Annotated in this window: 23 protein-coding genes; 18 read left to right on the top strand and 5 right to left on the bottom strand. The window is 61.9% G+C overall.

Translation table 11 applies throughout. The features are described 5' to 3' along the window. The first annotated feature begins 754 nt into the window (after positions 1-754). The 6 genes from ACR3EQ_RS16590 to ACR3EQ_RS16615 all read left to right on the top strand — a co-directional run bounded on the left by ACR3EQ_RS16590 (position 755) and on the right by ACR3EQ_RS16615 (position 8252). A complete protein-coding gene (locus tag ACR3EQ_RS16590) occupies positions 755-1522 on the top strand; it encodes a uracil-DNA glycosylase (protein WP_170614347.1) in 768 nt (255 codons plus the stop codon). Beyond that, positions 1519-2118, top strand: a complete 600-nt coding sequence (locus ACR3EQ_RS16595) for a metallophosphoesterase (RefSeq protein WP_170614348.1) — start codon at positions 1519-1521, stop codon at positions 2116-2118. The genes ACR3EQ_RS16590 and ACR3EQ_RS16595 overlap by 4 nt, the downstream gene beginning before the upstream one ends. After that, positions 2115-2735 (top strand): LysE family translocator, encoded by a 621-nt coding sequence (locus ACR3EQ_RS16600; RefSeq protein WP_170816945.1) that lies wholly within the window; start codon positions 2115-2117, stop codon positions 2733-2735. Before ACR3EQ_RS16595 ends, ACR3EQ_RS16600 begins: the two co-directional genes overlap by 4 nt. 6 nt (positions 2736-2741) lie before the next feature. Next, on the top strand, positions 2742-3284 hold the full coding sequence (moaB, locus tag ACR3EQ_RS16605) for a molybdenum cofactor biosynthesis protein B (protein ID WP_170614350.1): 543 nt from the start codon (positions 2742-2744) through the stop codon (positions 3282-3284). 106 nt (positions 3285-3390) lie between these two features. Continuing rightward, positions 3391-4845: an RND family efflux transporter gene (locus ACR3EQ_RS16610; RefSeq protein WP_170614351.1), complete on the top strand. Its 1455-nt coding sequence runs from the start codon at positions 3391-3393 to the stop codon at positions 4843-4845. A gap of 5 nt (positions 4846-4850) precedes the next feature. Beyond that, positions 4851-8252 (top strand): efflux RND transporter permease subunit, encoded by a 3402-nt coding sequence (locus ACR3EQ_RS16615; RefSeq protein WP_170614352.1) that lies wholly within the window; start codon positions 4851-4853, stop codon positions 8250-8252. Here the strand turns inward: ACR3EQ_RS16615 and ACR3EQ_RS16620 are convergent. Then, entirely contained in the window at positions 8230-8700 is a 471-nt protein-coding gene (locus ACR3EQ_RS16620) for an NUDIX hydrolase (RefSeq protein WP_480491267.1), read from the bottom strand. The genes ACR3EQ_RS16615 and ACR3EQ_RS16620 overlap by 23 nt on opposite strands. After that, positions 8672-9484: a protein-disulfide reductase DsbD domain-containing protein gene (locus ACR3EQ_RS16625; RefSeq protein WP_170614353.1), complete on the bottom strand. Its 813-nt coding sequence runs from the start codon at positions 9482-9484 to the stop codon at positions 8672-8674. The genes ACR3EQ_RS16620 and ACR3EQ_RS16625 overlap by 29 nt, the downstream gene beginning before the upstream one ends. Positions 9485-9630: 146 nt before the next feature. Between ACR3EQ_RS16625 and ACR3EQ_RS16630 the strand changes: the two genes are divergently transcribed. Continuing rightward, positions 9631-10185: a YqgE/AlgH family protein gene (locus tag ACR3EQ_RS16630; protein WP_170679624.1), complete on the top strand. Its 555-nt coding sequence runs from the start codon at positions 9631-9633 to the stop codon at positions 10183-10185. Here the strand turns inward: ACR3EQ_RS16630 and ACR3EQ_RS16635 are convergent, their stop codons facing one another. After that, positions 10186-11136, bottom strand: a complete 951-nt coding sequence (locus ACR3EQ_RS16635; protein ID WP_480491268.1) for an L-threonylcarbamoyladenylate synthase — start codon at positions 11134-11136, stop codon at positions 10186-10188. It abuts the gene before it with no gap. Positions 11137-11273: 137 nt separating this feature from the next. On the opposite strand from ACR3EQ_RS16635, the gene ACR3EQ_RS16640 reads away from it, so the two are divergent. From ACR3EQ_RS16640 to ACR3EQ_RS16670, 7 genes are all read left to right on the top strand, one after another. Beyond that, positions 11274-12977 (top strand): acyl-CoA dehydrogenase family protein, encoded by a 1704-nt coding sequence (locus tag ACR3EQ_RS16640; protein ID WP_480491270.1) that lies wholly within the window; start codon positions 11274-11276, stop codon positions 12975-12977. Further along, positions 12974-14023: an MBL fold metallo-hydrolase gene (locus ACR3EQ_RS16645; RefSeq protein WP_170614357.1), complete on the top strand. Its 1050-nt coding sequence runs from the start codon at positions 12974-12976 to the stop codon at positions 14021-14023. The genes ACR3EQ_RS16640 and ACR3EQ_RS16645 overlap by 4 nt, the downstream gene beginning before the upstream one ends. A gap of 3 nt (positions 14024-14026) precedes the next feature. Next, entirely contained in the window at positions 14027-14479 is a 453-nt protein-coding gene (locus tag ACR3EQ_RS16650) for a DUF6173 family protein (RefSeq protein WP_170614358.1), read from the top strand. 64 nt (positions 14480-14543) lie between these two features. Continuing rightward, on the top strand, positions 14544-16382 hold the full coding sequence (locus tag ACR3EQ_RS16655) for a glycerophosphodiester phosphodiesterase (protein WP_480491272.1): 1839 nt from the start codon (positions 14544-14546) through the stop codon (positions 16380-16382). Continuing rightward, positions 16369-16929 carry a hypothetical protein gene (locus ACR3EQ_RS16660; protein ID WP_170816942.1) on the top strand — a complete coding sequence of 187 codons (561 nt, stop codon included), beginning with the start codon at positions 16369-16371 and terminating at the stop codon, positions 16927-16929. The genes ACR3EQ_RS16655 and ACR3EQ_RS16660 overlap by 14 nt, the downstream gene beginning before the upstream one ends. Positions 16930-16996: 67 nt before the next feature. Continuing rightward, complete coding sequence (locus ACR3EQ_RS16665) at positions 16997-17131, top strand: aa3-type cytochrome c oxidase subunit IV (RefSeq protein ID WP_170614361.1); 135 nt, start codon at positions 16997-16999, stop codon at positions 17129-17131. Positions 17132-17148: 17 nt separating this feature from the next. Then, a complete protein-coding gene (locus tag ACR3EQ_RS16670) occupies positions 17149-17781 on the top strand; it encodes a hypothetical protein (protein WP_480491275.1) in 633 nt (210 codons plus the stop codon). Here ACR3EQ_RS16670 and ACR3EQ_RS16675 read toward each other — a convergent pair. Then, a complete protein-coding gene (locus tag ACR3EQ_RS16675; RefSeq protein ID WP_170614363.1) occupies positions 17770-18102 on the bottom strand; it encodes an AzlD domain-containing protein in 333 nt (110 codons plus the stop codon). The genes ACR3EQ_RS16670 and ACR3EQ_RS16675 overlap by 12 nt on opposite strands. After that, positions 18099-18821 (bottom strand): AzlC family ABC transporter permease, encoded by a 723-nt coding sequence (locus tag ACR3EQ_RS16680; protein WP_170807388.1) that lies wholly within the window; start codon positions 18819-18821, stop codon positions 18099-18101. The genes ACR3EQ_RS16675 and ACR3EQ_RS16680 overlap by 4 nt, the downstream gene beginning before the upstream one ends. Between ACR3EQ_RS16680 and ACR3EQ_RS16685 the strand changes: the two genes are divergently transcribed. The 4 genes from ACR3EQ_RS16685 to ACR3EQ_RS16700 are packed head-to-tail and all read left to right on the top strand — an operon-like array spanning position 18820 to position 22953. Beyond that, a complete protein-coding gene (locus ACR3EQ_RS16685; protein ID WP_480491277.1) occupies positions 18820-19758 on the top strand; it encodes a formate dehydrogenase accessory sulfurtransferase FdhD in 939 nt (312 codons plus the stop codon). The two genes, ACR3EQ_RS16680 and ACR3EQ_RS16685, sit on opposite strands and share 2 nt — an antisense overlap. Beyond that, positions 19755-20399, top strand: coding sequence for a molybdenum cofactor guanylyltransferase MobA (gene mobA / locus ACR3EQ_RS16690; RefSeq protein WP_480491279.1), 645 nt, complete (start codon positions 19755-19757; stop codon positions 20397-20399). Before ACR3EQ_RS16685 ends, mobA begins: the two co-directional genes overlap by 4 nt. After that, positions 20396-20887 carry a molybdopterin-guanine dinucleotide biosynthesis protein B gene (gene mobB, locus ACR3EQ_RS16695; protein ID WP_480491280.1) on the top strand — a complete coding sequence of 164 codons (492 nt, stop codon included), beginning with the start codon at positions 20396-20398 and terminating at the stop codon, positions 20885-20887. Before mobA ends, mobB begins: the two co-directional genes overlap by 4 nt. After that, entirely contained in the window at positions 20884-22953 is a 2070-nt protein-coding gene (locus ACR3EQ_RS16700) for a molybdenum cofactor synthesis domain-containing protein (protein ID WP_480491281.1), read from the top strand. Before mobB ends, ACR3EQ_RS16700 begins: the two co-directional genes overlap by 4 nt. Positions 22954-22962: the final 9 nt, after the last annotated feature.

Genomic DNA, 22962 nt, shown 5'->3' on the forward strand with positions numbered 1-22962 from the left:
TCCTGTCTGACAATCGGGCCGCTTATAAGAAGCCACGCAGCGCAAGGCAACCTAAGGATCAGTGCTCTCGGGCAGTTTCTCGCACCCGCCTTTCGGCAGGCACTGCTCGCCGGGTTTGCACCATTTGCCATAACCGCAATCAATGGCCCGGACCGGCACACAGCCTTGATTTCTGGAGCATTTGAAACCGGGACGGCACTGCGATCCGGTTTTTTCGCACAAAAACCAGCCCGGACGGGAGCAACCGCCAGCCGGCAGACAGGACGATCCCGCAGAGCAGACATTTCCGTCGTCGCAGGCGCTTGGCAGCCCGGGGTTGAACTCAGGCGTGATCCGTTCGCATTCTCCGCGCCCGTTGCAGAAACTGTTGCTTGGACAATCCAGGCGCGACGTGCATTTGTTTGCCCCTGCAGGCGCACAGCGGGTGCCGCCTGCCACGCAGCGTTCAAATGGCCCGCAAGACCGGCCCCCGCCGCAATAGGTTCCGCCTGCGCGGATGCAGTGGCCGTCAAAGCTGCACCGCTGTCCTCCGCTGCAGCAGGTGCTGCCGCATTGGAACTGCCCTGCGCGGCACTGCCCGTGCTTGTCGTGAAAGGTCGCCATGGCCGGTCCGCTGCCAAAGACGTTGAACAGCAGCAGGAGCAGGAGATATCTCAGAGCAATCAGCATGTGCATGGCCATCGTCGGTGCGACCGGGTGCCATGGCAAGGTCTATTCGCTTTCCCTCGGGCCAAAGCTGGTTAGATTATGAGGCATGGAATCGGCAATGGACCATCATACCGCGCGCGCGCTGCTGGAATGGCAGGTTGAACTGGGCGTCACCGACGCTATCGGTGACGCGCCGGTTGACCGCTATGCCTTGCCGGATACCGCGCCGAAGGCCCGGACACAGGTTGTTGAACATTCGTCGCAAGAAAAGCCGCGACAGGCGGACCCAATTGCGGCTGCCGAAAAGGCCGCGCGCGGGGCAGGGTCGCTGCCGGAATTGCGCGCAACGATGGATGCGTTCGATCTGTGCGACCTGAAGCGGGGCGCACGGCAGCTGGTGTTTGCGGATGGCACCCCCGGCGCGCGGGTGATGATCATAGGCGAGGCCCCGGGCCGGGATGAGGATCGCGAAGGCAAGCCGTTCGTGGGTCGCGCCGGGCAATTGCTGGACCGGATGCTGGCCGCCATTGATCTGAACCGGGCCGAGAATGTCTATATCACGAACGTCCTGCCATGGCGCCCGCCGCAGAACCGTGATCCGAAGCCCGAGGAAATCGGCATGATGAACCCGTTTCTGCAGCGTCATATCGCATTGGCAAACCCTGAGGTTCTTGTGGTGATGGGCAATATCAGCTGTCAGGCCGTGCTGGGAAAACGCGGCATCACGCGGCTGCGCGGGAATTGGGAACAGGCGCTGGATCTGCCGGTCATACCAATGTTTCACCCTGCCTATCTGCTGCGGCAGCCGCAGATGAAGCGGCAGGCCTGGGCCGATCTGCTGGAACTCAGGGCGTGGCTGGAGGCGAAGCGATGAAAATACTGGCGTTCTCGGACCTGCATATGGCGCGCAACCGCGCCGTCGATCTGGTTGCGGCCAGTGCAGAGGCCGATCTGGTGATCGGGGCCGGGGATTACTGCAACATGCGTCAGGGTCTGGACGAAGCGATGGCCATGCTGTCCGGTATCGCTGCACCGATGGTTCTGGTGCCGGGCAATGCCGAAAGCGCGGAAGAGCTGGCAGATGCCGTCCCCGACGGGGTGCATGTGCTGCACGGGTCCGGTATGACCGTCGACGGGCTGCGGCTGTTCGGTCTGGGCTACGGCGTGCCGGTTACGCCTTTTGGCGACTGGTCCTGTGACATGACCGAAGGCGATGCGACAGAAATGCTTGCGCGATGCGTCGGGACTGACATCCTGATCGCGCATTCACCGCCGAAAGGATACGGCGATAAGACGTCTCAGGGGCTTTCAGTCGGGTCTACGGCCATCCGGAATGCAATTGAACGGATTCAGCCCGCGTTGGTGCTTGGTGGCCATATCCATGACAGCTGGGGGTATCGCGGTTCGATCGGCCGGTCGCAGGTCGCCAATCTCGGTCCGCAAGTCAACTGGTTCGAGGTCCGCGCATGATCGAGACCGTGACGCTGCTGGCCTTTGTGCCTGCGGCCATCGCACTGAACCTCACGCCGGGTGCGGATATGATGTTCTGTTTCGGGCAGGGGCTGCGATCCGGCACAAAACCCGCGATTGCCGCCAGCGCCGGAATTTCGATGGGCTCGATGATCCATGTTTCGCTGGTCGGACTGGGATTGGGCGCGGTTGTTGCCGCTGTTCCGTGGGTGTTCGACGCGATCCGCTGGCTGGGTGTCGCCTATCTGCTGTATCTGGCATGGGGTGCGATACGGCACGGCGCGATTTCGGCCGAAGGTCCGGTAAAACCGACACGCTATGCCTTTCGCGACGGGTTTCTGGTCAACCTGACCAACCCGAAGGTCATTCTGTTTGTCCTTGCCTTTATTCCGCAATTCGTAAACCCCGCCTCGGGGTCCGTTCTGCTGCAATTCCTGATCTTCGGGGCGATCATTTCCATCGGCGGGTTCGTTATCAACGGGCTGGTGGGCGTGTTTGCCGGGGGCGCGGGTCAAATGCTGATCAACAGCCCCCGCGCGTCCAGAATTCTGGGCTGGGTCAGTGGCGGCATCTTCACCGCTCTGGCGATCCGACTTGCCATCATGGAAAGGGCCTGACGCCAAATGTCACGCATTGATGAAACCATGGAGTTCATCCCGGTTCGTATCGCCGTTCTGACCGTGTCAGATACGCGCTCGATCGAGGAAGACCGTTCCGGCCAGACCCTGGTCGACCGGATTGAACGGGCCGGCCACACACTTGCCGACCGCAAAATCCTGCCGGATGAGCGCAGCCAGATCGCAGATCAGCTGCGGGCCTGGATCGCCGAGCCCGATATTGACGTTGTCCTGTCGACCGGAGGAACTGGCCTGACGGGGCGTGATGTCACGGTGGAGGCGCATCGCGACGTCTATGAAAAGGAAATCGAGGCGTTTGGAACCGTCTTCACCATCATCTCGATGGAAAAGATAGGCACTTCGGCTGTTCAGTCGCGCGCGACAGGCGGCGTGGCGGGCGGGACCTATCTGTTTGCCCTCCCCGGTAGTCCCAGCGCGTGCAAGGACGCCTGGGACGGGATTTTGGAAAAACAGTTCGATTATCGGCATCGCCCCTGCAATTTTGTGGAAATAATGCCCCGATTGGACGAACATCTGCGACGGAAGTAGACTGGTCATACGTTCAAGTCCTTATAACCGCCTTGTGGCTTGGCTTATTTTCCGGTCCAGCTACATTTCGCGTATGGCAGCCTGTTGCAACTTGGGTGAATGATTGATGCGATTTCTGAGGCAAAGCCTTGTCGGTGTCTTTCTGGCGTCCCTGACGCTGGCCCTGTTGTTTGTGGCTGCACAGATGATCGCAAATGCGCTGCAGGATGTGCTGACCCGGGACGAAAACCGCCCGCCAGCGCAGGAGAGGGTATTTGCGGTCAGCGTCAAACCCGCGCTGGTGGAAACGGTAATCCCCTATCTGGATGCGTTTGGCGAAGTGCAAAGCCGCCGCAGGCTTGAGTTGCGCGCGGCTCTGGGCGGGCGGGTTGTATCCCTGGCCGAGGAATTCGAAGATGGCGGCGTTGTGTCCGCTGGCGAGGTACTGGTTGAACTGGACCCCGCCGATGCGCAATCGGCGCTGGACCGTGCCAAATCCGATCTGTTGGATGCCCAGTTCGAAGAGCGCGATGCCGAGCGGTCGCTGCTGCTGGCGCAGGACGAGTTGAACTCGGCCGAAGCTCAGGCCGAGTTGCGCGGACGCGCCCTGCAGCGCCAGAAGGATCTGCAAAGCCGTGGCGTCGGTGCCGCCGCCAGCGTGGAAGAGGCTGAACTGGCCGCAGCGTCGGCTCAGCAATCGGTTCTGGCCCGGCGGATCGCACTGGCGCAGGCCGAATCCCGTGTCGATCAGGCCACCACGTTGCTGGCCCGCGCGCGGATCGCCTTGGAAGCGGCCGAGCGGGATCTGGACGACATGACGATTCGCGCCCGGTTTGGCGGCACGCTGACCGATGTCACACTGGTCGAGGGCCGATTGGTGACGGCCAATGAAAAACTGGCCGAACTGGTCGATCCGGACGCGCTGGAAGTGGCGTTTCGGGTGTCGACCGCACAGTATGTGCGCCTGCTGGACGCGCGGGGCGAGCTGATCAAAGCCCCCGTTTCCGTGTCGCTGGAAGTGACCGGCACCGACCTGGTCGCCCTTGGCCGGATCAGCCGCGACAGCGGATCGGCGGGGGAAGGGCAGACGGGCCGGTTGATCTATGCCCGCCTGAATGATGCGTTTGGTTTCAAACCCGGTGACTTCGTAACGGTCTCTGTCGAGGAACAACCCGTCGAGAATGTTGTTCGCCTGCCGTCGACGGCCCTTGATGCGTTTGGCACCGTATTGGTGCTGGGTGATGGCGACCGGCTTGAGGCGCTGCCTGTGCAATTGATTCGCCGACAGGGCGATGAGGTGCTGTTGCGCGGGCAGGGGCTGGAAGGGCGCGAGGTGGTGATCGGACGCACCCCGTTGCTGGGCGCAGGCGTACGTGTGCGCCCCTTGCGGGCCGAAGCCCGGGCGCAATCGGACACGGATATGGTCGAGTTGTCGGATGAACAACGCGCGCAGTTTGTGGCTCAGGTCGAAGCCAGTGCAGGCATGTCGCAGGACGCCAAGGCCCGCGTGCTGGGCCAGTTGAGCGAGGCGAAAGTGCCTGCATCGCTGGTGCGCCGTCTTGAAAGCCCGACAGGGGGATAAGCGTCATGATGCGCGAAATCCCCGGTGCAGCAGGCGGTATCCTGAGCTACTTCATCCGGCACCGGACCGTGGCCAATCTTTTGCTGCTGGTGATGTTGGTTCTGGGCGCCGCTGCGATTCCGAACATGCGGGCGCAGTTCTTTCCCGATGTGGTGCTGGAACGGGTGGACGTCACCGTCAATTGGGATCAGGCCGGCCCCGAGGATATGGACAGTGCCATCGTCAGGGTTCTGGAACCGGCCCTGCTGGCTGTCGAGGGCGTGACCAGCACCGAATCCAGTTCGCATCCCGGACATTCGCGCATCCGGATGGAGTTCGAACCGGACTGGGACATGGCCAGGGCCGTCGAGGAGGTGCGCACCGCCGTTGACGCTGTGACCGATCTGCCGGACGACGCTGACGAGCCCATTATCCGGCGCGGCGCCTGGCGGGACCGCGTCACGGACGTTGTACTGACCGGACCGGTCGGGACCGAACAGCTTGCGAACTTCACCGATGAGCTGATCAGCCGCCTGTTCGCAGCCGGTGTGACCCGCACATCGATCCGCGGCATAGCTGCGCCGCGTGTGGTGGTCGAGGTGCCAACCGCGCAGCTGATTGCCAATGACATCACCCTGTCCGAGATCGCCTCGGCCATTGCGGCCGAAGTCAATGCCAGCCCTGCGGGCGAAGTGACCGGGGCCAACGCGCGCATCAAAACCGGTGTTGAAAAACGGACGCCCGAGGAAATCGAAGGCATCGCCCTACGCACGTTCGAGAACGGATCAAAGCTGGTGGTCAGCGATGTGGCGCGGATTTTCGTCGAAGGCGTCACCCGTCATCGCAGCTATTTCGTCGATGACGACCCGGCCATGTCGATCCGCGTCGATCGCTCGAATCTTGGGGATGCGATCGACATCCAGCATCGGGTCGAGGATGTCGTCGCCGAGATGCAAGCCAGTCTGCCCGATGGTGTCACGATCGAACTGATCCGGACCCGGGCGCAGGCCATCACCGACAGGCTGAACATTCTTGTCGACAATGGTCTGCTCGGCCTGGGTCTTGTGGTCTGCCTGCTGTTTCTCTTTCTCAATGCGCGTATTGCGTTCTGGGTTGCAGCCGGTATTCCCGTCGCCATGTCCGCCGCGATCGCGTTCATGTATATCGGCGGGCTGTCCATCAACATGGTTTCACTGTTCGGCCTGATCATCACACTGGGTATTGTGGTCGATGATGCCATCGTGGTCGGTGAACATGCCGATTTCCGTGCACGGCGATTGGGCGAGGCACCGATGGTTGCAGCCGAACGGGCCGCCCGGCGCATGGCGATGCCCGTCTTTGCTGCGACAGTCACGACGGTTATCGCCTTTTTTGGCCTGACCCTGGTTGGTGGGCGCTTTGGCGTGTTGATCCGCGATGTCCCGTTTACCGTGATTGCCGTCCTGATCGCCTCACTGATCGAGTGTTTCCTGATCCTGCCGAACCATATGGCCCACGCCATAAAACACTCTGCCAAGGAACACTGGTATGACCTGCCCAACCGGGTGGTGAACAAGGGTTTTCGCTGGGTGCGTGACCACCTGTTCCGACCGCTGATCGCCTGGGTGGTCTGGGCCCGCTATGTGGTTGTCGCGGTGATGGTGGTGATTCTGGCCAGTCAGGTCGCGCTGTTTATCCGTGGCGATGTGAACTGGCGCTTTTTCAACGCGCCCGAGCGTGGTTCGGTCACAGGCAGCTTCATCATGCGCGAAGGGGCGACGCGGGATGACACGCTGGAAATGATGCGCATGTTGCAGCAGGCCGCCGAAGAGATGGGTCAGATCTATGCGGAGCGCCATGGGCGCAATCCCATCGAATATGCGCTGGCCCAGATCGGCGACACGCCGGGCTATGGGCTTGCGGCGGCAGACGGCAAGGACGGGTCGCTGCTGGGGGGTATTTCCATCGAACTGATCGATGCCGATCAGCGCCCCTATTCCAGTTTCGAGTTTGTCGGAGAATTGCAGGAATATGTTCCGCGCCATCCCAAGGTTGAGCTTGTCACGTTTCGCGGCTGGCGGTCCGGCCCGGGCGGCGATGCGATCGATGTTCAGTTTTATGGGGCTGAGATCGACACGCTCAAATCGGCGTCCGAGGATTTGCAGACCGAACTGTCGAAATACCCCGAGGTTTCCGCGCTGCAGGACGATCTGGCCTATGACAAGGAAGACTTCATCCTGGAACTCACAGCACAGGGTCAGGCCCTGGGATTCCGGATCGAAACGCTGGGCCGGGTTCTGCGCAGCCGCCTGAACGGCATCGAGGCCGCAACCTTCCCGGATGGTCCGCGCAGCGCCGAAATACGGGTTGAATTGCCCGAAAGCGAACTGACGGCCGATTTTCTGGAACGCACACTGATGCGGTCGCCCGAAGGGATATACGTACCGCTGGCCGATATCGTTTCGGTCCAGCGAAAGTCAGGCTTTTCCACGATCCGGCGCGAGAATGGCTTGCGGGTGGTCTCGGTAAATGGCGACATCTCCGAAGATGACCCCGATCGCGCCGCTGAAATTGAACGCGCACTCAGTCAGGAAATCCTGCCCAAAATCGCCTCCGAGCGGCAGGTCGAATGGCGCATGTCGGGGCTGAGTGAGCAGGAGGACGATTTTCTGTCGCAGGCGCGCACCGGCCTGATCCTATGCCTGACGGGCATTTATCTGGTTCTGGCCTGGGTCTTTGCGAGCTGGACGCGGCCGTTGTTAGTCATGGCGATCATTCCATTTGGCCTCGTGGGTGCCATCTGGGGCCACTACATCTGGGCTGTACCGCTTAGCATGTTCACGGTCGTGGGCCTGCTGGGGATGACAGGGATAATCATCAACGACTCCATCGTGCTGGTGACGACCATCGACGCCTATCAACAGGACAGGGGGTTGATTCCGTCCATTGTCGAAGGCACAGCCGACAGGTTGCGGCCGGTGATGCTGACCACTTTGACCACGGTTCTGGGTCTCACACCGCTGCTGTACGAAGGCTCGCAGCAAGCGCAGTTCCTCAAGCCCACAGTGATCACGCTGGTCTACGGTCTTGGGTTCGGAATGCTTCTGGTTCTGTTGCTGGTACCCGCGCTGCTGGCCATCCTGAATGACGTGACACGTCCGATGACCTCAATGCGTCGCGCCCTGCGCGCGCCGGATAGGGTGGTGCAAGGGATGATTGTCATAACCGGTCTGGCATTGCTGGCCTGGTTTGCGGTGACGATGGTGTGGCCCGCTGTCGCGGGCACGCCGCTGACCGCTCTGGCCGACTATTACCCCGGCGAAGATGGTTCTGCGGTTCTGCGTATGGGACTGGGTGTGTTCGCTGCCGGCGCAGCGCTGATCCTGGTGCTGAGCGTCGCGCTATCCGGTCTGATTTACGCGCGGCTTAGAGGCCGGATCGGGGCTTGACCCCGTCCAATGCGGTCTCCAGCAGGTCGGCGACACGAGCGCTCATATTCAATTCGCCGCGCGTGATCTGATCGATGGGAAACCAGCGCGCGTCCATCGCGTCATCGCCGGCAACCGGATCGCCGGCCTGATATCGGCAGGATACGCCGACCAGCAGGTAATGCGACAGAACCTGCCCGTTAGGATCACGACGCAGCAGATCCAGATTGTCCAGATACTGCAGAGGTTCAGCCATCACCGATGTTTCTTCGTGCAGCTCGCGCTGCGCGGCCTGCATCACGGTCTCACCCCATTCGACATGACCGCCGGGAAATCCCCAAAGCCCGGCATCCGGTTGCTTGGAGCGCTGAACCAGCAACACCCGATCCTGATGCACAACAATGGCCAGAGCGCCGATTTTTGGGTATTGCATCACCGGATCAGCCCGCGCTGCATCCCTGAATGTCAACCGCGTGGCTGCTGCCCAGCACTGTGATCCTGACGGCTGACCGGTCCAGCGCAAAGGGACTGCCCGATGCATTGACCACCTCGGTCCGGGCGATCAGCGTGTCGCCCTGCCGCCGGGTTTCGGGATGCGCGGCCCACAACGCCGGATTGCCCGGCTCGATCACGGCGACCTCGGTCCCTCCGGCCGACGGCATGGTGATGCGCGCCTCGATTTGCATGCCATCTTTTGTGGGCGCCAGGTGGCATTTGGCGCTGGCAACACGGGCCTCGTTGGCGGAATAGGGGCGTTGTGCCAATGCGGCGGCAATGGCCGGGTTGCGTCCTGCGTTCTTGTCCAGAGTATGATCGAAACCCAGCCGCTCGGGGATGCAGACATCCTTGCACACGCCCAGATCCATCTCACCGCGCAGACGCACTGGCTTGGCAGGGTTCTTTGGCGTGATTTCGACCGGCAGAACCAGCTGATCCTGATACCCGATCGAGCGCAATCCGTTCTGGTCAAAAACATCCGGCGCAGGCCAGGTGATCGAAATGTCGCCAACGTTGCGCGACCCTTTCCAGTCGAACTGTGGCGGGATGCCCGCATCGCCCGGCGCGCGCCAGTAAGTTTTCCACCCGTCTTTCAGGGTCAGGCGCAACGCACCCAGATAGGTACCGTTGGCAGTGCGCCCGCCATCCAGAATATCCAGTTGCACAGGTTTGCCCACGCTCTGCGACAGGGCAGGCGAGGCAAGGGCAAAACAGGCGGTCAGCGCAACTGCGGCGGGTCTGAGAAGTGATCGCATACTACATAAATGCGCGCTCTGGCGCGCGATTCCAAGTCACGTTCCGGTCACTGGGGTGAAATACCGCTAAATGTCGGACGATCCCTTGCCAATTGTGGTCCCACGGGTTCATTGTTGAGACAGGACTCAGTCAGAAACGGCGGCTTATGGATCTTACCGGAAAACTGTTGATTGCGATGCCGGGAATGGGCGATCCGCGCTTTGACCACTCGGTTGTCTATATCTGCAGCCATGGTGAAGACGGCGCCATGGGGCTGATTGTCAACAAACCGTCGGACCTACGCATCAAGACATTGCTGGGGCAGCTCAATATTGCCTGCAACATTCCCGTCATAGGTGAGCGTCTGGTCCATTTCGGCGGTCCGGTCGAGATGTCGCGCGGCTTCGTCCTGCACAGTGCCGATTACGAAGCTAACCTCCACTCGATGCAGATTTCGACCGATTTCAGCATGACGGCTACGCTGGACGTGCTGGAAGATCTGGCTTCGGGCCGGGGGCCTTTGAACTCGATGCTGACGCTGGGATACTCCGGATGGGGCCCGGGCCAGCTTGAGGATGAGATTGCCATGAATGGCTGGCTGACGACCGATGCAACCTCGAAACTGGTGTTCGATGTCGCTGATGACGAAAAGTGGGAGGCCGCGCTGGCAACCCTTGGCGTTGATCCCCTGACCTTGTCGGCCAGCGCAGGACGCGCCTGATCAGCTGTCGCGCGGGGCCGCCGCGCGGCGCAGCCGGTCGTTGATTGCCGCCCCAAGGCCATGGTCGGGGATCGGCGAGACCGCAATCGGGCGACCTGTTGTGTTCAGCGCATGAAGGGCAGAAAACAGGTTGGCCGCAGCTTCGGTCAGAACACCATCAGCCGACAAGTTCAAATCGCAGTCGACCGGCCCAAAGCCCAGCAGGACTTCATCGCCCTGTCGGGACAGCGCATTCAGCCGAACCGGCGCGTCCGGAGCATAATGAGACTGTAATTGTCCCGGCGCCGTCAAAAGGTCCCCGGGCTGGTGATGATGCAGTCGCGTGTTCAGAACATCCTCGATCTGTTCCAGCGCCACGCCGCCCGGACGCAGCAGCGCCGGTTCTCCGGCCAGGCCGACGATGGACGATTCCAGCCCGACACCGCAGGGGCCGTCATCCAGAATGGCTGCGATACGCCCACCCAGACCGGCGCGCACATGCTCGGCGGTGGTCGGGCTGATCTGTCCTGACGGGTTGGCGGATGGCGCGGCCACCGGACCATCGAATTCGGCCAGCAATGCCCGCGCGCTGGGATGCGCAGGCACCCGGACGGCCAGCGTGTCCAGCCCGGCTGTGACCAGCGATGAAATGCCATGTCCGTCGCGCAGCGGCAGGACCAGCGTCAAAGGCCCGGGCCAGAACGCGGCGGCCAGTCGCTCGGCCTGATCGGACCAGCGGACGAACCGCTGCGCTGCCTGAACGGATGCGACATGCGCGATCAGCGGATTGAAGCTGGGCCGCCCCTTTGCTTCATAAATCCCGGCGACCGCTTCGCCATTACGGGCATCACCGCCCAGGCCATAGACCGTCTCGGTCGCAAACGCGACCAGAAGACCCTGCCGCAGCAGGTCCGCAGCGCGTGAGATGCCGGCCGGATCTGCGCTCAGGTCGAGTGTGCCGTGGGGGATCATGACTGGTGACGCCGCGTTTTGATTGCTTGTAACATGGGGAAGAGTAGGTAATGCCTTCGAGCCCAGATGCATAGTGCCGTGCGCGGATGATTCCAAGCCCGCCTGCGCAAACCGAACTGACAGCCCCGAGGGAAGCCATGACGTATCGCGCCCCAGTCCCAGATTATGAATTCCTGTTCCGCAACGTGATCGACTTTGACCAGATCGCAGCCACCGAGATGTTTTCAGAGGCCAGTACGGATGTGGTCAGCGCCATTCTGACCGAAGCAGGCAGGATGTGCGAAGAAGTGATGGCCCCGCTGCAACGCCCCGGTGATCTGGAACCGGCGCGGCTGGAAAACGGGGTTCTGCGCTCGTCTCCGGGGTATGCCGATGGCTGGAAGGCGATATCCGAAGGGGGCTGGATCGGGATAAGCGGCGATCCTGAATATGGCGGCATGGGCCTGCCGATGACCTTGACCAGCGCAGTGAACGAGATGATGAGCGCGGCCTGCCTTTCGCTGCAACTGGCCCCGCTGATGAGCCAGGGCCAGATCGAGGCGCTGGAGCATCACGCCAGTGCCGAGCTGAAAGAGCTTTATCTGCCCAAACTGATGTCGGGCGAATGGTCCGGCACGATGAACCTGACCGAGGCGCAGGCGGGGTCGGACGTGGGTGGCCTGGCCTCAAAGGCGGAACCGAACGGGGATGGCACCTACGCGGTGACGGGTCAGAAGATCTTCATCTCGTGGGGCGACAACGATTTCGCGAAAAACGTCTGCCACCTGGTGCTGGCGCGCCTGCCGGACGGCGTTCCCGGGACGAAGGGAATTTCCCTGTTTCTGGTGCCCAAGTTAATCCCGGATGAGAACGGCAATCCGGGCGTGGCGAATGATCTGAAGGTTGTGTCGCTTGAGCACAAGATGGGCCTGCACGGCTCACCGACCTGCGTCATGCAATATGACGGAGCCAGGGGCTGGCTGGTTGGCAAGGAACATGGCGGCATGGCCGCGATGTTTACGATGATGAACAATGCCCGTCTGGGTGTTGGCGGGCAAGGCGTCGGCGTTGCGGAAGGCGCCTATCAGCATGCGCTGGCCTACGCGCTTGAGCGCAAGCAGGGCAAGACGCCCTCGGGTACGATTATCGACCATGCTGATGTGCGCCGCATGCTGATGGAAATGCGCGCGGATGTGTTCGCGGCACGGGCCATCCTGCTGGCCAATGCAGTGGCCATCGACATGGCCAACGCGACCGGCGATGCGGACTGGTCGGCCCGCGCGGCGCTGCTGACGCCAATTGGCAAGGCTTTTGGCACCCAGACCGGCATGCGTGTCGCCGAAACCGGCGTGCAGGTTCACGGCGGCATGGGTTTTATCGAGGAAACCGGTGCGGCCCAATATTACCGTGACGTTCGCGTGACCGCGATTTACGAAGGCACCAATGGCATTCAGGCGATGGATCTGGTCGCCCGCAAAATGATGGATGGGGGTGAGGCTGCGGCGCGGCTGCTGGATGAAATCGAAGATCACGCAGAACAGGCGCGGGCCACCATGCCGGAACTGGCCGGCCCGGTCTGGGAAGCCACCGAAAGCCTGCGTGAGGCCACTGAATGGCTGGTTTCCCAGTCGGAAATGAACAACCGCTTTGCCGGGGCCGTCCCGTATCTGCAAGCCTTTGCGCGGGTTCTGGGCGCGCATTACCATCTTGCGGCAGCTCTGGCGGAACCCGATGGGCCGCGGTTCAAGCTGGCGCGGTTCTACATCAACGCTTTGTTGCCCGAATATGCGGGCCTGCTGGCACAGGCGCAAAACGGTGCGGACGATATCTTCGCGCTCAACGTGGACGAGCTGCTGGCATGAAGGATGGTGAGCAACGATTGACGACGCACTACCCCTGGCCTGAACCTCCGGCCCCCGATGAGGCGATCGAGATTGCCGAAGGCGTCCTTTGGCTGCGCCTGCCGCTGCCCATGGCGCTTGATCACGTCAATGTCTATGCGCTGGATGATGGCGACGGGTGGACGGTGATCGACACCGGTATTTCGTCCAGAAAGTCGCGTGGCATCTGGCAAACGCTGATGGACGGGCCATTGGCGGGCAAGCCGGTGACCCGTGTTGTCGTTACGCATCATCACCCCGACCATGTTGGCAATGCAGGGTGGTTCCAGACCGAACACGGCGCTGAATTGGTGGCCAGCCGCACCGCATGGCTGTTTTCGCGGATGCTGACGCTGGACGTGCAGGAAACCTGGCCGCAGGAAACGCTGGACTACTACCGCAGCGCGGGCATGGCGCATGAAATTCTGGCAAAGCGTATGTCGGACCGGCCCTTCAACTTTGCCGACACCGTCTATCCGATGCCGCTGGGCTATACCCGGATCAAACAGGGCGACGTGATCCGCATGGGCGGGCGTGACTGGGACGTTCACGTGGGCAATGGCCACGCGCCCGAACACGCCACGTTCTGGAGCCGCGATGACAATCTTGTCCTGTCCGGCGATCAGATCATCAGCTCGATCAGCCCCAATCTGGGTGTCTATGTCACCGAACCCATGGCGGATCCGGTGGCCGAGTGGCTGGAAGCCTGCGAGCGGCTGTCGGCGCTGGCGCGTCCCGATCATCTGGTGTTGGCCGGGCACAAGCTGCCCTTCACCGGATTGCCGGTTCGCATGCGGCAACTGGTCGACAATCATCACGGCGCGCTCCGGCGGCTGCTGGATCATCTGGACCAGCCCAAAGCTGCCGCCGAGTGCTTTGCCCCCCTGTTCAAGCGTCCGATTGGCGAAGGTGAATACGGTCTCGCGCTGGTCGAGGCGGTTGCACATCTGAACCATCTCTACCACATTGATGCTGTAACCCGGTCGCGCCGCGCGGACGGGGCGTGGGAGTTTCAGCGCAAAGGGTAAGCCATGCAGGATCAGATCGAAACCTCGGCCGAGGCCGCAGAATCCGCCGCATTGCCACGCTGTTACGAGGTCCACGCCAACTCCAGTGCGCAATCGGGCAACAAGGATCTTCCCGGCCGCCTGAAAAAGCCGGTCGAAACCAAAAGCCCGGCCCAGTGGGCCTATGAACGCCTGATCCTGTATATCCAGAATTTTGAAAAGACGCTGGACGGCGATCAGGAGGTTGCCATGGGCTTCACCGGCGGCGATGCCGGGGTGATGCGGATCGAGGGGATGGGTTATTTCGACCCTGACGTGATCACCTTTTTCGGCTCGGACGCCACCGGTGCGCGCACCCAACTGGTACAGCATGTCAGCCAGTTGAACGTGATGCTGCGCGCGCTGCCCAAATCGGTCGAGGACAAGCCTGCCAACCGCATCGGTTTTCGGCTGGCTGCGGATCTGGAAGAAAGCTGACAGTCCCGCTTGCAATTCACGCAATCGCAGCCTTGAATGAGCGTATCATTCAGGAGAGCGCCGCGTGACACATTTCTCAACCGTTACAGAGGCCTGGCGGGGGGCTTGGGCGCGCCGTCGGGTGTTCGTACCGATCTATGTTGCGGTGCGACTTTTGCTGGTGGCGCTGATTGCGCCGGGCGTGGCGATAGCCGTGCAACTGGCGGTATCCCTGTCCAATCAAAGTGCCCTGACCGATCAGGCCATTGCCGGGTTCATCCTGTCCCCGGTGGGCTTTATCGCGGCGATCCTTGCGCTCAGCCTGTTTCTGCTGGCCGAAGTGTTTGTCTTCTCCGTCATGGCGGGTTCTCTGCGCATGGGCGAGGCCGATCCCTGGCGCGCCGGCAGCTCCGCCATCCAACTGATCCTGTCCCGACTGCCCGCTTTGTTCGGCTTTGCGGTCCGGTTTGTCCTGCGCGTGTTGCTGCTGGTTCTGCCCTTTGCAGCCATTGCCGCCGTTGTCGCGTGGTGGACACTGACGGAATACGACATCAACTATTACCTGACCTTCCAGCCACCCTCGTTCTGGGTGGCGGTCGTTCTGATCGGGTTAATCGTTCTGGCATTGGCCTGGGTTTTGATCCGCAGGCTGTCGGCCTGGGCCCTGTCGCTGCATCTGGTTCTGTTTGAAAGCTGCAATCCGGCAGAAGCGTTTGAAACCAGCACCGGGCGGATGGAGGGCAAACGCGGACGCCTAAAGATCGAACTGGCGCAGTGGCTGGGCATACGCATCGTGATCGCAGCCGGAATTGCGGCTGTGGCCGGGTTTCTGTTCGATCTCGTACCCCTGCAACCGGGTGGTCGTCTGCAACTGGCACTGACCTACACACTGGTCATCGCCGCGCTCTGGTCGCTGGCCGGTCTTGTTCTGGCGGCCGTCGCGCTGGGCGCTTTGGCGGTGCTACTGGACGGTTTCTTCGAGGCAAAAACGTCAGACATCCCCCACCCCGAACCGGGCAACTTGAGGTTGCCGCTATTTGGTGTTTTGGGGGCTGCCGTCCTTGCAGTGCTGGCCGGTGGCTGGTTCGGGCAGCGGCTGCTTGAACAGGTGCAGGCCCTCGACCACGCGGATGTCATCGGCCACCGCGGGGCCGCGGCCTTGCGGCCCGAAAACACCATGGCGGCCGTTCTTAAGGCCATCGAGGATGGCGCGGACTGGGTTGAGATCGACGTGCAGGAAACGGCCGATGGTGAGGTCATCGTCGCCCATGACAGCGATTTCATGAAACTGGCGGGCGTCAACCTCAAGGTCTGGGATGCCACAATGGACGACGTCGCGGACATCGATATCGGCAGTTGGTTCGGACCCGAATACGCCTCGGAACGCACGCCGACCCTGCGTGAGGTGCTGGAAGCCGCAAAAGGCCGGTCGAAGGTGATCATCGAACTGAAATATTACGGCCATGACGTCGATCTGGAAAACCGGGTTGCCACAACTGTCGAAGAAATGGGGATGCAGGACGATATCGCCACAATGTCCTTGAAATATCCGGCGGTGCAGAAGATGAAGGCCCTGCGCCCGGACTGGCGCGCCGGTGTACTGGCTGCGACCGCAGTCGGCAATCTGTCGGGGTTGGATGGCGATTTTCTGGCGGTGAACGCGGCGATGGCGACACCCGGGCTGGTCCGGTCTGTCCATGCTGCCGGCAAGGATTTGTATGTGTGGACGGTGAACGATCCGTTGCAGATGTCGGCTTTGGCGTCGATGGGCGTCGATGGTCTGATCACCGACCGGCCTGCCATGGCCCGCGAGGTTCTGCGCGTCCGAGCCGAGATGGGTCCGGCTGAACGTTTGCTGCTGTGGTTGGCCACCGAGTTCGGGATGACCGTGGAAACAGAGGCGATGCGCGATGCGAGCCCTTAAAACGGCGCTTATCCTGATCGCCCTTGGCACATCCACCGCCGCGCAAGATCTGATGCGCGGCATCGAGATGCCCGGCCATCAGGCCCTGATGACACAATCGGCCGGGGCCGAAGTGACGCCATTTGAAACCGATGGCTGCTCGGGCGGGCTGTCGGCCAGCTGGCGATTGGTGGCTGACATCATCCCAAGCTTCGCCGCACGCTATGAAAACAACCCTCCGTGGGAATATTGCTGCGTTACCCATGACAGCGCCTATCACAACGCCGGCGGCGCAACGCGGGCCGAAGACAGCTATGACGCCCGCCTGTCGGCGGACGATGCACTGCACGCCTGTGTCGAACAACACGGCGATGCGCATGCCGAAGAATACGCGGATCGTTACGGGGTGACACCCGAACAGGTCCGAACCGCCCATTCGGTCACCGCGGATGCCATGTATATGGCGGTGCGATTTGGTGGCGGCCCCTGTTCCGGCCTGCCATGGCGATGGGGCTTTGGTTTTCCGGGCTGTTCGGTATTCGGGTCACAGTCACCTGCGCGCGAATGACGTGGTGACAGCGCTTTCGTTTTCCTTTATCCAAAGCCCAAACACGCGAATTCAGGAGTCTTCCGACATGGCCGAACACAAGCACGGCGAGATGGACATCACAGTTCAAACCAAAACCTTCGAAGGGTTCGTCAAAGCCACAGTCTGGTGCTGTGTGGCCATTGCTTTCCTGGGATTGTTCCTGGCGGTTTTCGCGTCTTGATCTGAACGGGGCGAACCGTGCTCAGAATAATTGTCGCCTGCCTGCTGGCAGTGACCGTGGCTGGCTGCACCGGATCGAATCGTCCGCAGGCAGACCTGGCCGAGGTCGCTGCACGGTCCTACCGTGACCCCGGCCCGTCGACGCTGACGCTTTATACGATGATCAACACCCGGACCGGATCGGGCGCGCATACGTCGCTGATGATCAGCGCCAGCGAGCGGGTGATCTTTGACCCTGCGGGATCGTTCCGCGCGGATGTGGTTCCGAACAAGGATGATGTCCTTTACGGCATCACGCCCGCCGTAGAACGCGCCTATCGCAGCTCGCACGCGCGCGAGACGCATTTTGCGCGCATCCAGACCATCGAGGTCACGCCGCAACAGGCCGAGATCGCCTATCAACTGGCCAAGCAGTCCGGCCCGGTGGCCAGCGCGTATTGCGCCCATTCGACGGCCAGTATCCTGAGGCAAGTGCCGGGGTTCGAACAGATCGACGTCACATTCTACCCGGTCAAACTGTCGGAACAGTTCGCCCAGATTCCGGGCGTGGTGACAGAAGAATACCGTGAATACGACGACGCGGACCTGCAAAAGGGTCTGGCTGCGAACAACGCGCGCCTCAATCAACTGGACGCGACCTCAACCCAGTAGGTAGAGCAACCCGTACAGCGTGGCGGCGCCCGAAAAGATTGCCGCCAGAACGTTCTTGGTGACCAAACCGACCGACAGCGCCACCACGGCGGCAGCCATGCGGGGCAGGTCCGGCTGACCTTCGGTTGCGGCGGGCCAGACAACAAGTGGTGCGATCAGCGCCGGAATGATCGCCACCGCCGTGTACCGCAGATGACGCAGCAGCCACGGCGGCATGGGGCGGTCTCCGACGAGGCCGATAAAGGTAAAACGCAGGGCAAAGCTGCCGACGGCCAGGCCGACGATGATGATCCACATGGTTGTCGGGTCAATCTGGGTCATGTCTCTTTCCGCTCCAGCCTGCGTTCCAGCATCAGTTCGGCCTGCGCGCCCGCCATCATGCCCGCCGCGCCCGCGATCAGCAGGCCCAGATTGAATGGCACCGAAACGGCCAGCAGGGCGACAATGATCGCAACCAGCGCCGCAATCACATGCGCCAGCGTCCGCATCATTGGTCCGATCATGGCCAGAAACGTGATCGGCAGGGCGAAATCCAGCGCCCAGCTTTCCGGGATTTGAGCGCCCAGCACCGCCCCGAGATAGGTGGCGAATATCCAAAGCGGGGTGATCGGTGTGACCGAGCCAAAGAAATAGGCCATCCTTTGTGACACGGTCATCTTCGGTTCTTTTTCAAACTGGACGATCCCGCAGGCATAGGATTGATCGACCGTCAGGTAAGCCGCAATGGCCCTTTGCCACAACGGGGCGGCCCCAAGATAAGGTGTCAGCGAGGCGGAATACATCGCCACCCGCAGGTTCACCGCAAGCGCCGAGATCAACACAATCGCCGTGGGCGTGTTGTCCTGCAACAGTTGCAGGGCGGTGAACTGCGCGGCACCTGCAAACACCGTTGCGGAAAACGCGATGGTCTGAACGATATCCAGCCCGGCCTCTGTCGCGAAAACACCAAACAGCGTGCCAAAGGGGATGGCCACGAAGATAAACGGCGTGCCGTCCCGAAAACCCTTCCAGAAGTAAGACTTGGATGTGGTGTCTGCCATGGCTAGATCCTATGGTGTCGCCAGCACAACTAGCGGTCTTGGGAAAGGGTTGCAATTGGCCACGCACACGGACCTGTCGGACTACATCATCGCGCCTGATCCCGGCGCGGCCCGCCTGACCCGCGCGGTGGAAGGTGTGGACCAGAACGGCGAGGTCAGCCAGATCTCGGTGGTCGAGGAGCGCCCGCTGACGATTTTCCTCAATGCGCAGGAGATCGTGACGGCGATGACCATCGGCGACTACCCCGAATATCTGGCGCTGGGTTTTCTGCGCAATCAGGGGATGCTGCTGGCGGATGATGAGATCACCGGCGTCGATTATGACGACGATCTGGAAACCGTGGTTGTTCGCACAGCGCGCCAGACCTCGTACGAGGACAAGCTGAAGAAAAAGACCCGCACCAGCGGTTGCGCGGTCGGTACCGTCTTTGGCGACATGATGGACGGGCTTGAGGATGTTCGCCTGCCGCAGGTTTCTGTCCGCACCTCATGGCTTTATGAACTTGCGGCCCGGATCAACCGTACCCCGTCGCTGTATCTTCAGGCCGGGGCGATTCACGGCACCGTCCTGTGCCGGGAAAACCGCCCGCTGGTCTATATGGAAGATGTGGGTCGCCACAACGCCGTCGACAAGATCGCTGGCTGGATGCTTTCGACCAGGGAGGAGGCTGGTGACAAGATCCTCTACACCACGGGCCGCCTGACGTCCGAGATGGTGATCAAGACCGCGATGATGGGCATTCCGGTTCTGGCTTCGCGATCGGGATTCACGGCATGGGGCGTTGAAATTGCACGTGAGGTCGGGTTGACCCTGATCGGTCGTATGCGCGGCCAGCGGTTCGTATGCCTGTCCGGCGAGGATCGTCTTGTTCGGGATATCGACCCCTCGTCCGTGGCGGTTGAGGACAAAAAACATCGCAGGAAAAGCGCAGGATGACCAAACCAAAGGGCGTGATCCTTGCAGGCGGTCTGGCCACCCGGATGGGCGGAGGCGACAAGGGCCTGCTGCAACTGGGCGGGCAAAGCCTGCTAACCCGGGTAATTGACAGGCTGGCGCCGCAGGTCGATGGTCTGGCGCTGAACGCCAATGGCGATCCGTCCCGGTTCAGTGCCCTGAACCTGCCTGTGCTGCCGGACACAATCGAAGGTTTTGCCGGTCCGCTGGCCGGTGTTCTGGCCGGTCTCGACTGGGCCGCGGAGCAGGGCGCCAATAGCATCGTCACCGCTGCTGCCGACACGCCGTTCTTTCCCCGCGATCTGGTGGCGCGGCTGATGCAGGCGGCTGAAGGACAGGCGCATCCGCTTGTATTGGCGACGACCCCGCGCACGGGTGACGAAGCTCTGAAATCCGGCGGTGGAAAGCGGGTCAACCGGCACCCGACATTCGGGTTGTGGCCAGTCGCATTGCGCGACGATCTGCGGGCCGCGTTGCAGGACGGGCTGCGCAAGGTCGTCTTGTGGACCGATAAACATGACGGTCGCGAGGCGTTGTTTCCGGTAGACCCTTTCGATCCGTTCTTCAACGTGAACACGCCCGAAGACCTCGAAAGGGCGCAGACCTTGCTGGAGCAGGCATGAGGGTCTACGGCGTCACCGGCTGGAAAAACGCGGGCAAGACCGGGTTGATGGAGCGACTGGTGGCCGAGATCACCGGACGGGGGTTCACGGTTTCAACCGTCAAACACGCGCATCATGCCTTTGACGTCGATCAGCCGGGCACCGACAGCAACCGTCACCGTGATGCCGGCGCCTCCGAGGTTCTGCTGGCGTCCGGGCAGCGTGTCGCCCTGATGCAGGAACTGCGCGGCGCGCCCGAGCCGTCTCTGGACTCGCTGCTGGCCCGGCTATCACCGGTCGATCTGGTCCTGATCGAAGGATACAAACGTGAAAGCCACCCCAAGGTCGAGGCATTTCGGGCCGAACCCGGCAACCCGCTGATCGCTTTAAAGGATGAAACGATCCGGGCGGTGGCCAGCGACACGCCACTGGATCTGGATCGCCCGGTCTTTGACCTAAACGACACTGCGCGCATTGCTGCGTTCATCCTGCAAGAGGTTGGTTTGTGACCACATTCGACACCTTTGCGATGGTCGATTGGTCTGGTGGAAATGACACAGGGCCAACGCCCCGCAAGGATGCGATCTGGGGATGTATGGTGCGCGACGGGGCCACTGGTCAGGCTGAATACTTGCGCAATCGTAAGGTCGCAGAAGATTGGCTGACCAGGTTGATTGAAACGGAACTGAATGCGGGTCGGCGCCTGTGTCTGGGGTTCGATTTCCCATTCGGCTATCCTAGGGGCTTTGCCCGCGCACTGACCGGTGCGGACGATCCGCTGGGCTTGTGGGAGTGGTTCGAACACCGGATCGAAGACGCGCCGAAGGCCAATAACCGTTTCGATCTCGCCGGCCGGATCAACCGGGATTTCGGCGGCAGGGGCCCGTTCTGGTTCAACGGTCTGGCCCGCGATGTTCCGGGCCTGCCGAAAACCAAAGCGGATTATCACAATCCCTTTCCGGATCGCCGTCAGGTGGAAGCTCTGGCCAAGGATAGCTTCACCTGCTGGCAGATGGGCGGATCCGGCGCGGTTGGCGGGCAGGTGATGACCGGACTGCCGGTTCTGTCCCGCCTGCGTCGCCGATTTGCAGGGCAGGTGGCCGTCTGGCCGTTCGAAGTGCTGGACAAACCGGTCGCCTTTGTCGAAATCTGGCCCTCACTGACGCTGGGGGCGGAACCCGATGATCGGATCAGGGACGCCTGGCAGGTCGAACAAGTCGCGAAGTCTCTGGCGCAGATGCCAGAGGCGGAACTGACCCGGCAGCTGACCGTCAGCGCCGCCGAAGAAGGATGGATTTTGGGCGTGCCACAGGACAAACCGAATATCACACCACCGCCATTGCAAAACGACTGCTTTGCCCTGCCCGCAGGCGTGGACTGGACCCCGGTGGATGAGGCATTGGCCTTGCTGCAGGACCGGCTTTCGGTAGTGAAGGGGGCTGAGACCGTGCCACTGGGTCAGGCGACAGGTCGTATTCTGGCGGCGGATCAGATCGCGAAACGCTCCAATCCGCCGCAACCCAATACGGCGGTAGATGGCTATGGGTTTGCAGGGCCTTTTGCAGAAGGCGCACAGGTTCTGCCCCTGATCCAAGGGCGCGCGGCGGCGGGTATACCGTTTGAAGGCACCGTTCCCCCCGGTCAGGCCCTTCGGGTTCTGACCGGGGCGGCTCTGCCTGCGGGTGTGGATACCGTCATTCTGGAAGAGGATGTGACCGTTCAGGACGGCCACATTGCCTTTCACGGCCCTCTAAAAAAGGGCGCGAATACCCGAAAGGCAGGCGAGGATGTGGCCGCCGGAGATCTGGCTTTGGCCGCAGGTCGCCGCCTGACACCCCCGGATCTGGCGCTGCTGTCAGCAGTGGGAATTGCCGAGGTTCCGGTGCGCAAGACCCTGCGCGTGGCGGTTCTGTCCACCGGTGACGAACTGATCGAAGCCGGAGAGCCCGCCGGACCCGGGCAGATATTCGATGCCAACCGCCCGATGTTGCTGTCTCTGGCAGCCCGGATGGGATTCGCTGCGGTTGATCTGGGCCGTGTGGCCGATGATCGTGACGCGTTGGCGACGCGGCTGGACGAGGCGTCCGAGCGGGCCGATGTGATTCTGACCAGTGGTGGCGCATCCGCGGGCGACGAAGATCATGTCTCCGCTCTGCTGCGGCAGGCCGGGGCGATGCATGAATGGCGTATTGCGCTGAAACCGGGCCGTCCGCTGGCGCTGGGGATGTGGAAGGGCACTCCGGTCTTCGGCTTGCCGGGCAATCCGGTGGCGGCACTGGTCTGCACGCTGATCTTTGCGCGCCCCGCCCTGGGGCTGATGGCCGGCGAAGGCTGGCAGGAACCGCAAGCGTTTGATCTGCCCGCCGACTTTGAAAAACGCAAGAAACCTGGTCGCCGCGAATATCTGCGTGCACGGGTCCGGGACGGTCGTGCTGAAGTATTCGCGTCAGAAGGTTCGGGCCGGATCAGCGGCCTCAGCTGGGCCGAGGGACTGGTCGAGATCGAAGACGGCGCGCGCCATATCCGGCCCGGCGACCCTGTCCGGTTCATTCCCTATGGCAGTTTCGGGCTGTAGCGGCGCCTG

The sequence above is a fragment of the Ruegeria sp. AN11 genome (assembly GCF_056536005.1).

Coding starts and splice junctions, on each gene's coding strand:
- ACR3EQ_RS16590 (WP_170614347.1), top strand. CDS start 755: ATGGAATCGGCAATGGACCATCATACCGCGCGCGCGCTGCTGGAATGG.
- ACR3EQ_RS16595 (WP_170614348.1), top strand. CDS start 1,519: ATGAAAATACTGGCGTTCTCGGACCTGCATATGGCGCGCAACCGCGCC.
- ACR3EQ_RS16600 (WP_170816945.1), top strand. CDS start 2,115: ATGATCGAGACCGTGACGCTGCTGGCCTTTGTGCCTGCGGCCATCGCA.
- moaB (WP_170614350.1), top strand. CDS start 2,742: ATGTCACGCATTGATGAAACCATGGAGTTCATCCCGGTTCGTATCGCC.
- ACR3EQ_RS16610 (WP_170614351.1), top strand. CDS start 3,391: ATGCGATTTCTGAGGCAAAGCCTTGTCGGTGTCTTTCTGGCGTCCCTG.
- ACR3EQ_RS16615 (WP_170614352.1), top strand. CDS start 4,851: ATGATGCGCGAAATCCCCGGTGCAGCAGGCGGTATCCTGAGCTACTTC.
- ACR3EQ_RS16625 (WP_170614353.1), bottom strand. CDS start 9,484: ATGCGATCACTTCTCAGACCCGCCGCAGTTGCGCTGACCGCCTGTTTT.
- ACR3EQ_RS16630 (WP_170679624.1), top strand. CDS start 9,631: ATGGATCTTACCGGAAAACTGTTGATTGCGATGCCGGGAATGGGCGAT.
- ACR3EQ_RS16635 (WP_480491268.1), bottom strand. CDS start 11,136: ATGATCCCCCACGGCACACTCGACCTGAGCGCAGATCCGGCCGGCATC.
- ACR3EQ_RS16640 (WP_480491270.1), top strand. CDS start 11,274: ATGACGTATCGCGCCCCAGTCCCAGATTATGAATTCCTGTTCCGCAAC.
- ACR3EQ_RS16645 (WP_170614357.1), top strand. CDS start 12,974: ATGAAGGATGGTGAGCAACGATTGACGACGCACTACCCCTGGCCTGAA.
- ACR3EQ_RS16650 (WP_170614358.1), top strand. CDS start 14,027: ATGCAGGATCAGATCGAAACCTCGGCCGAGGCCGCAGAATCCGCCGCA.
- ACR3EQ_RS16660 (WP_170816942.1), top strand. CDS start 16,369: ATGCGAGCCCTTAAAACGGCGCTTATCCTGATCGCCCTTGGCACATCC.
- ACR3EQ_RS16665 (WP_170614361.1), top strand. CDS start 16,997: ATGGCCGAACACAAGCACGGCGAGATGGACATCACAGTTCAAACCAAA.
- ACR3EQ_RS16675 (WP_170614363.1), bottom strand. CDS start 18,102: ATGACCCAGATTGACCCGACAACCATGTGGATCATCATCGTCGGCCTG.
- ACR3EQ_RS16685 (WP_480491277.1), top strand. CDS start 18,820: ATGGCTAGATCCTATGGTGTCGCCAGCACAACTAGCGGTCTTGGGAAA.
- ACR3EQ_RS16680 (WP_170807388.1), bottom strand. CDS start 18,821: ATGGCAGACACCACATCCAAGTCTTACTTCTGGAAGGGTTTTCGGGAC.
- mobA (WP_480491279.1), top strand. CDS start 19,755: ATGACCAAACCAAAGGGCGTGATCCTTGCAGGCGGTCTGGCCACCCGG.
- mobB (WP_480491280.1), top strand. CDS start 20,396: ATGAGGGTCTACGGCGTCACCGGCTGGAAAAACGCGGGCAAGACCGGG.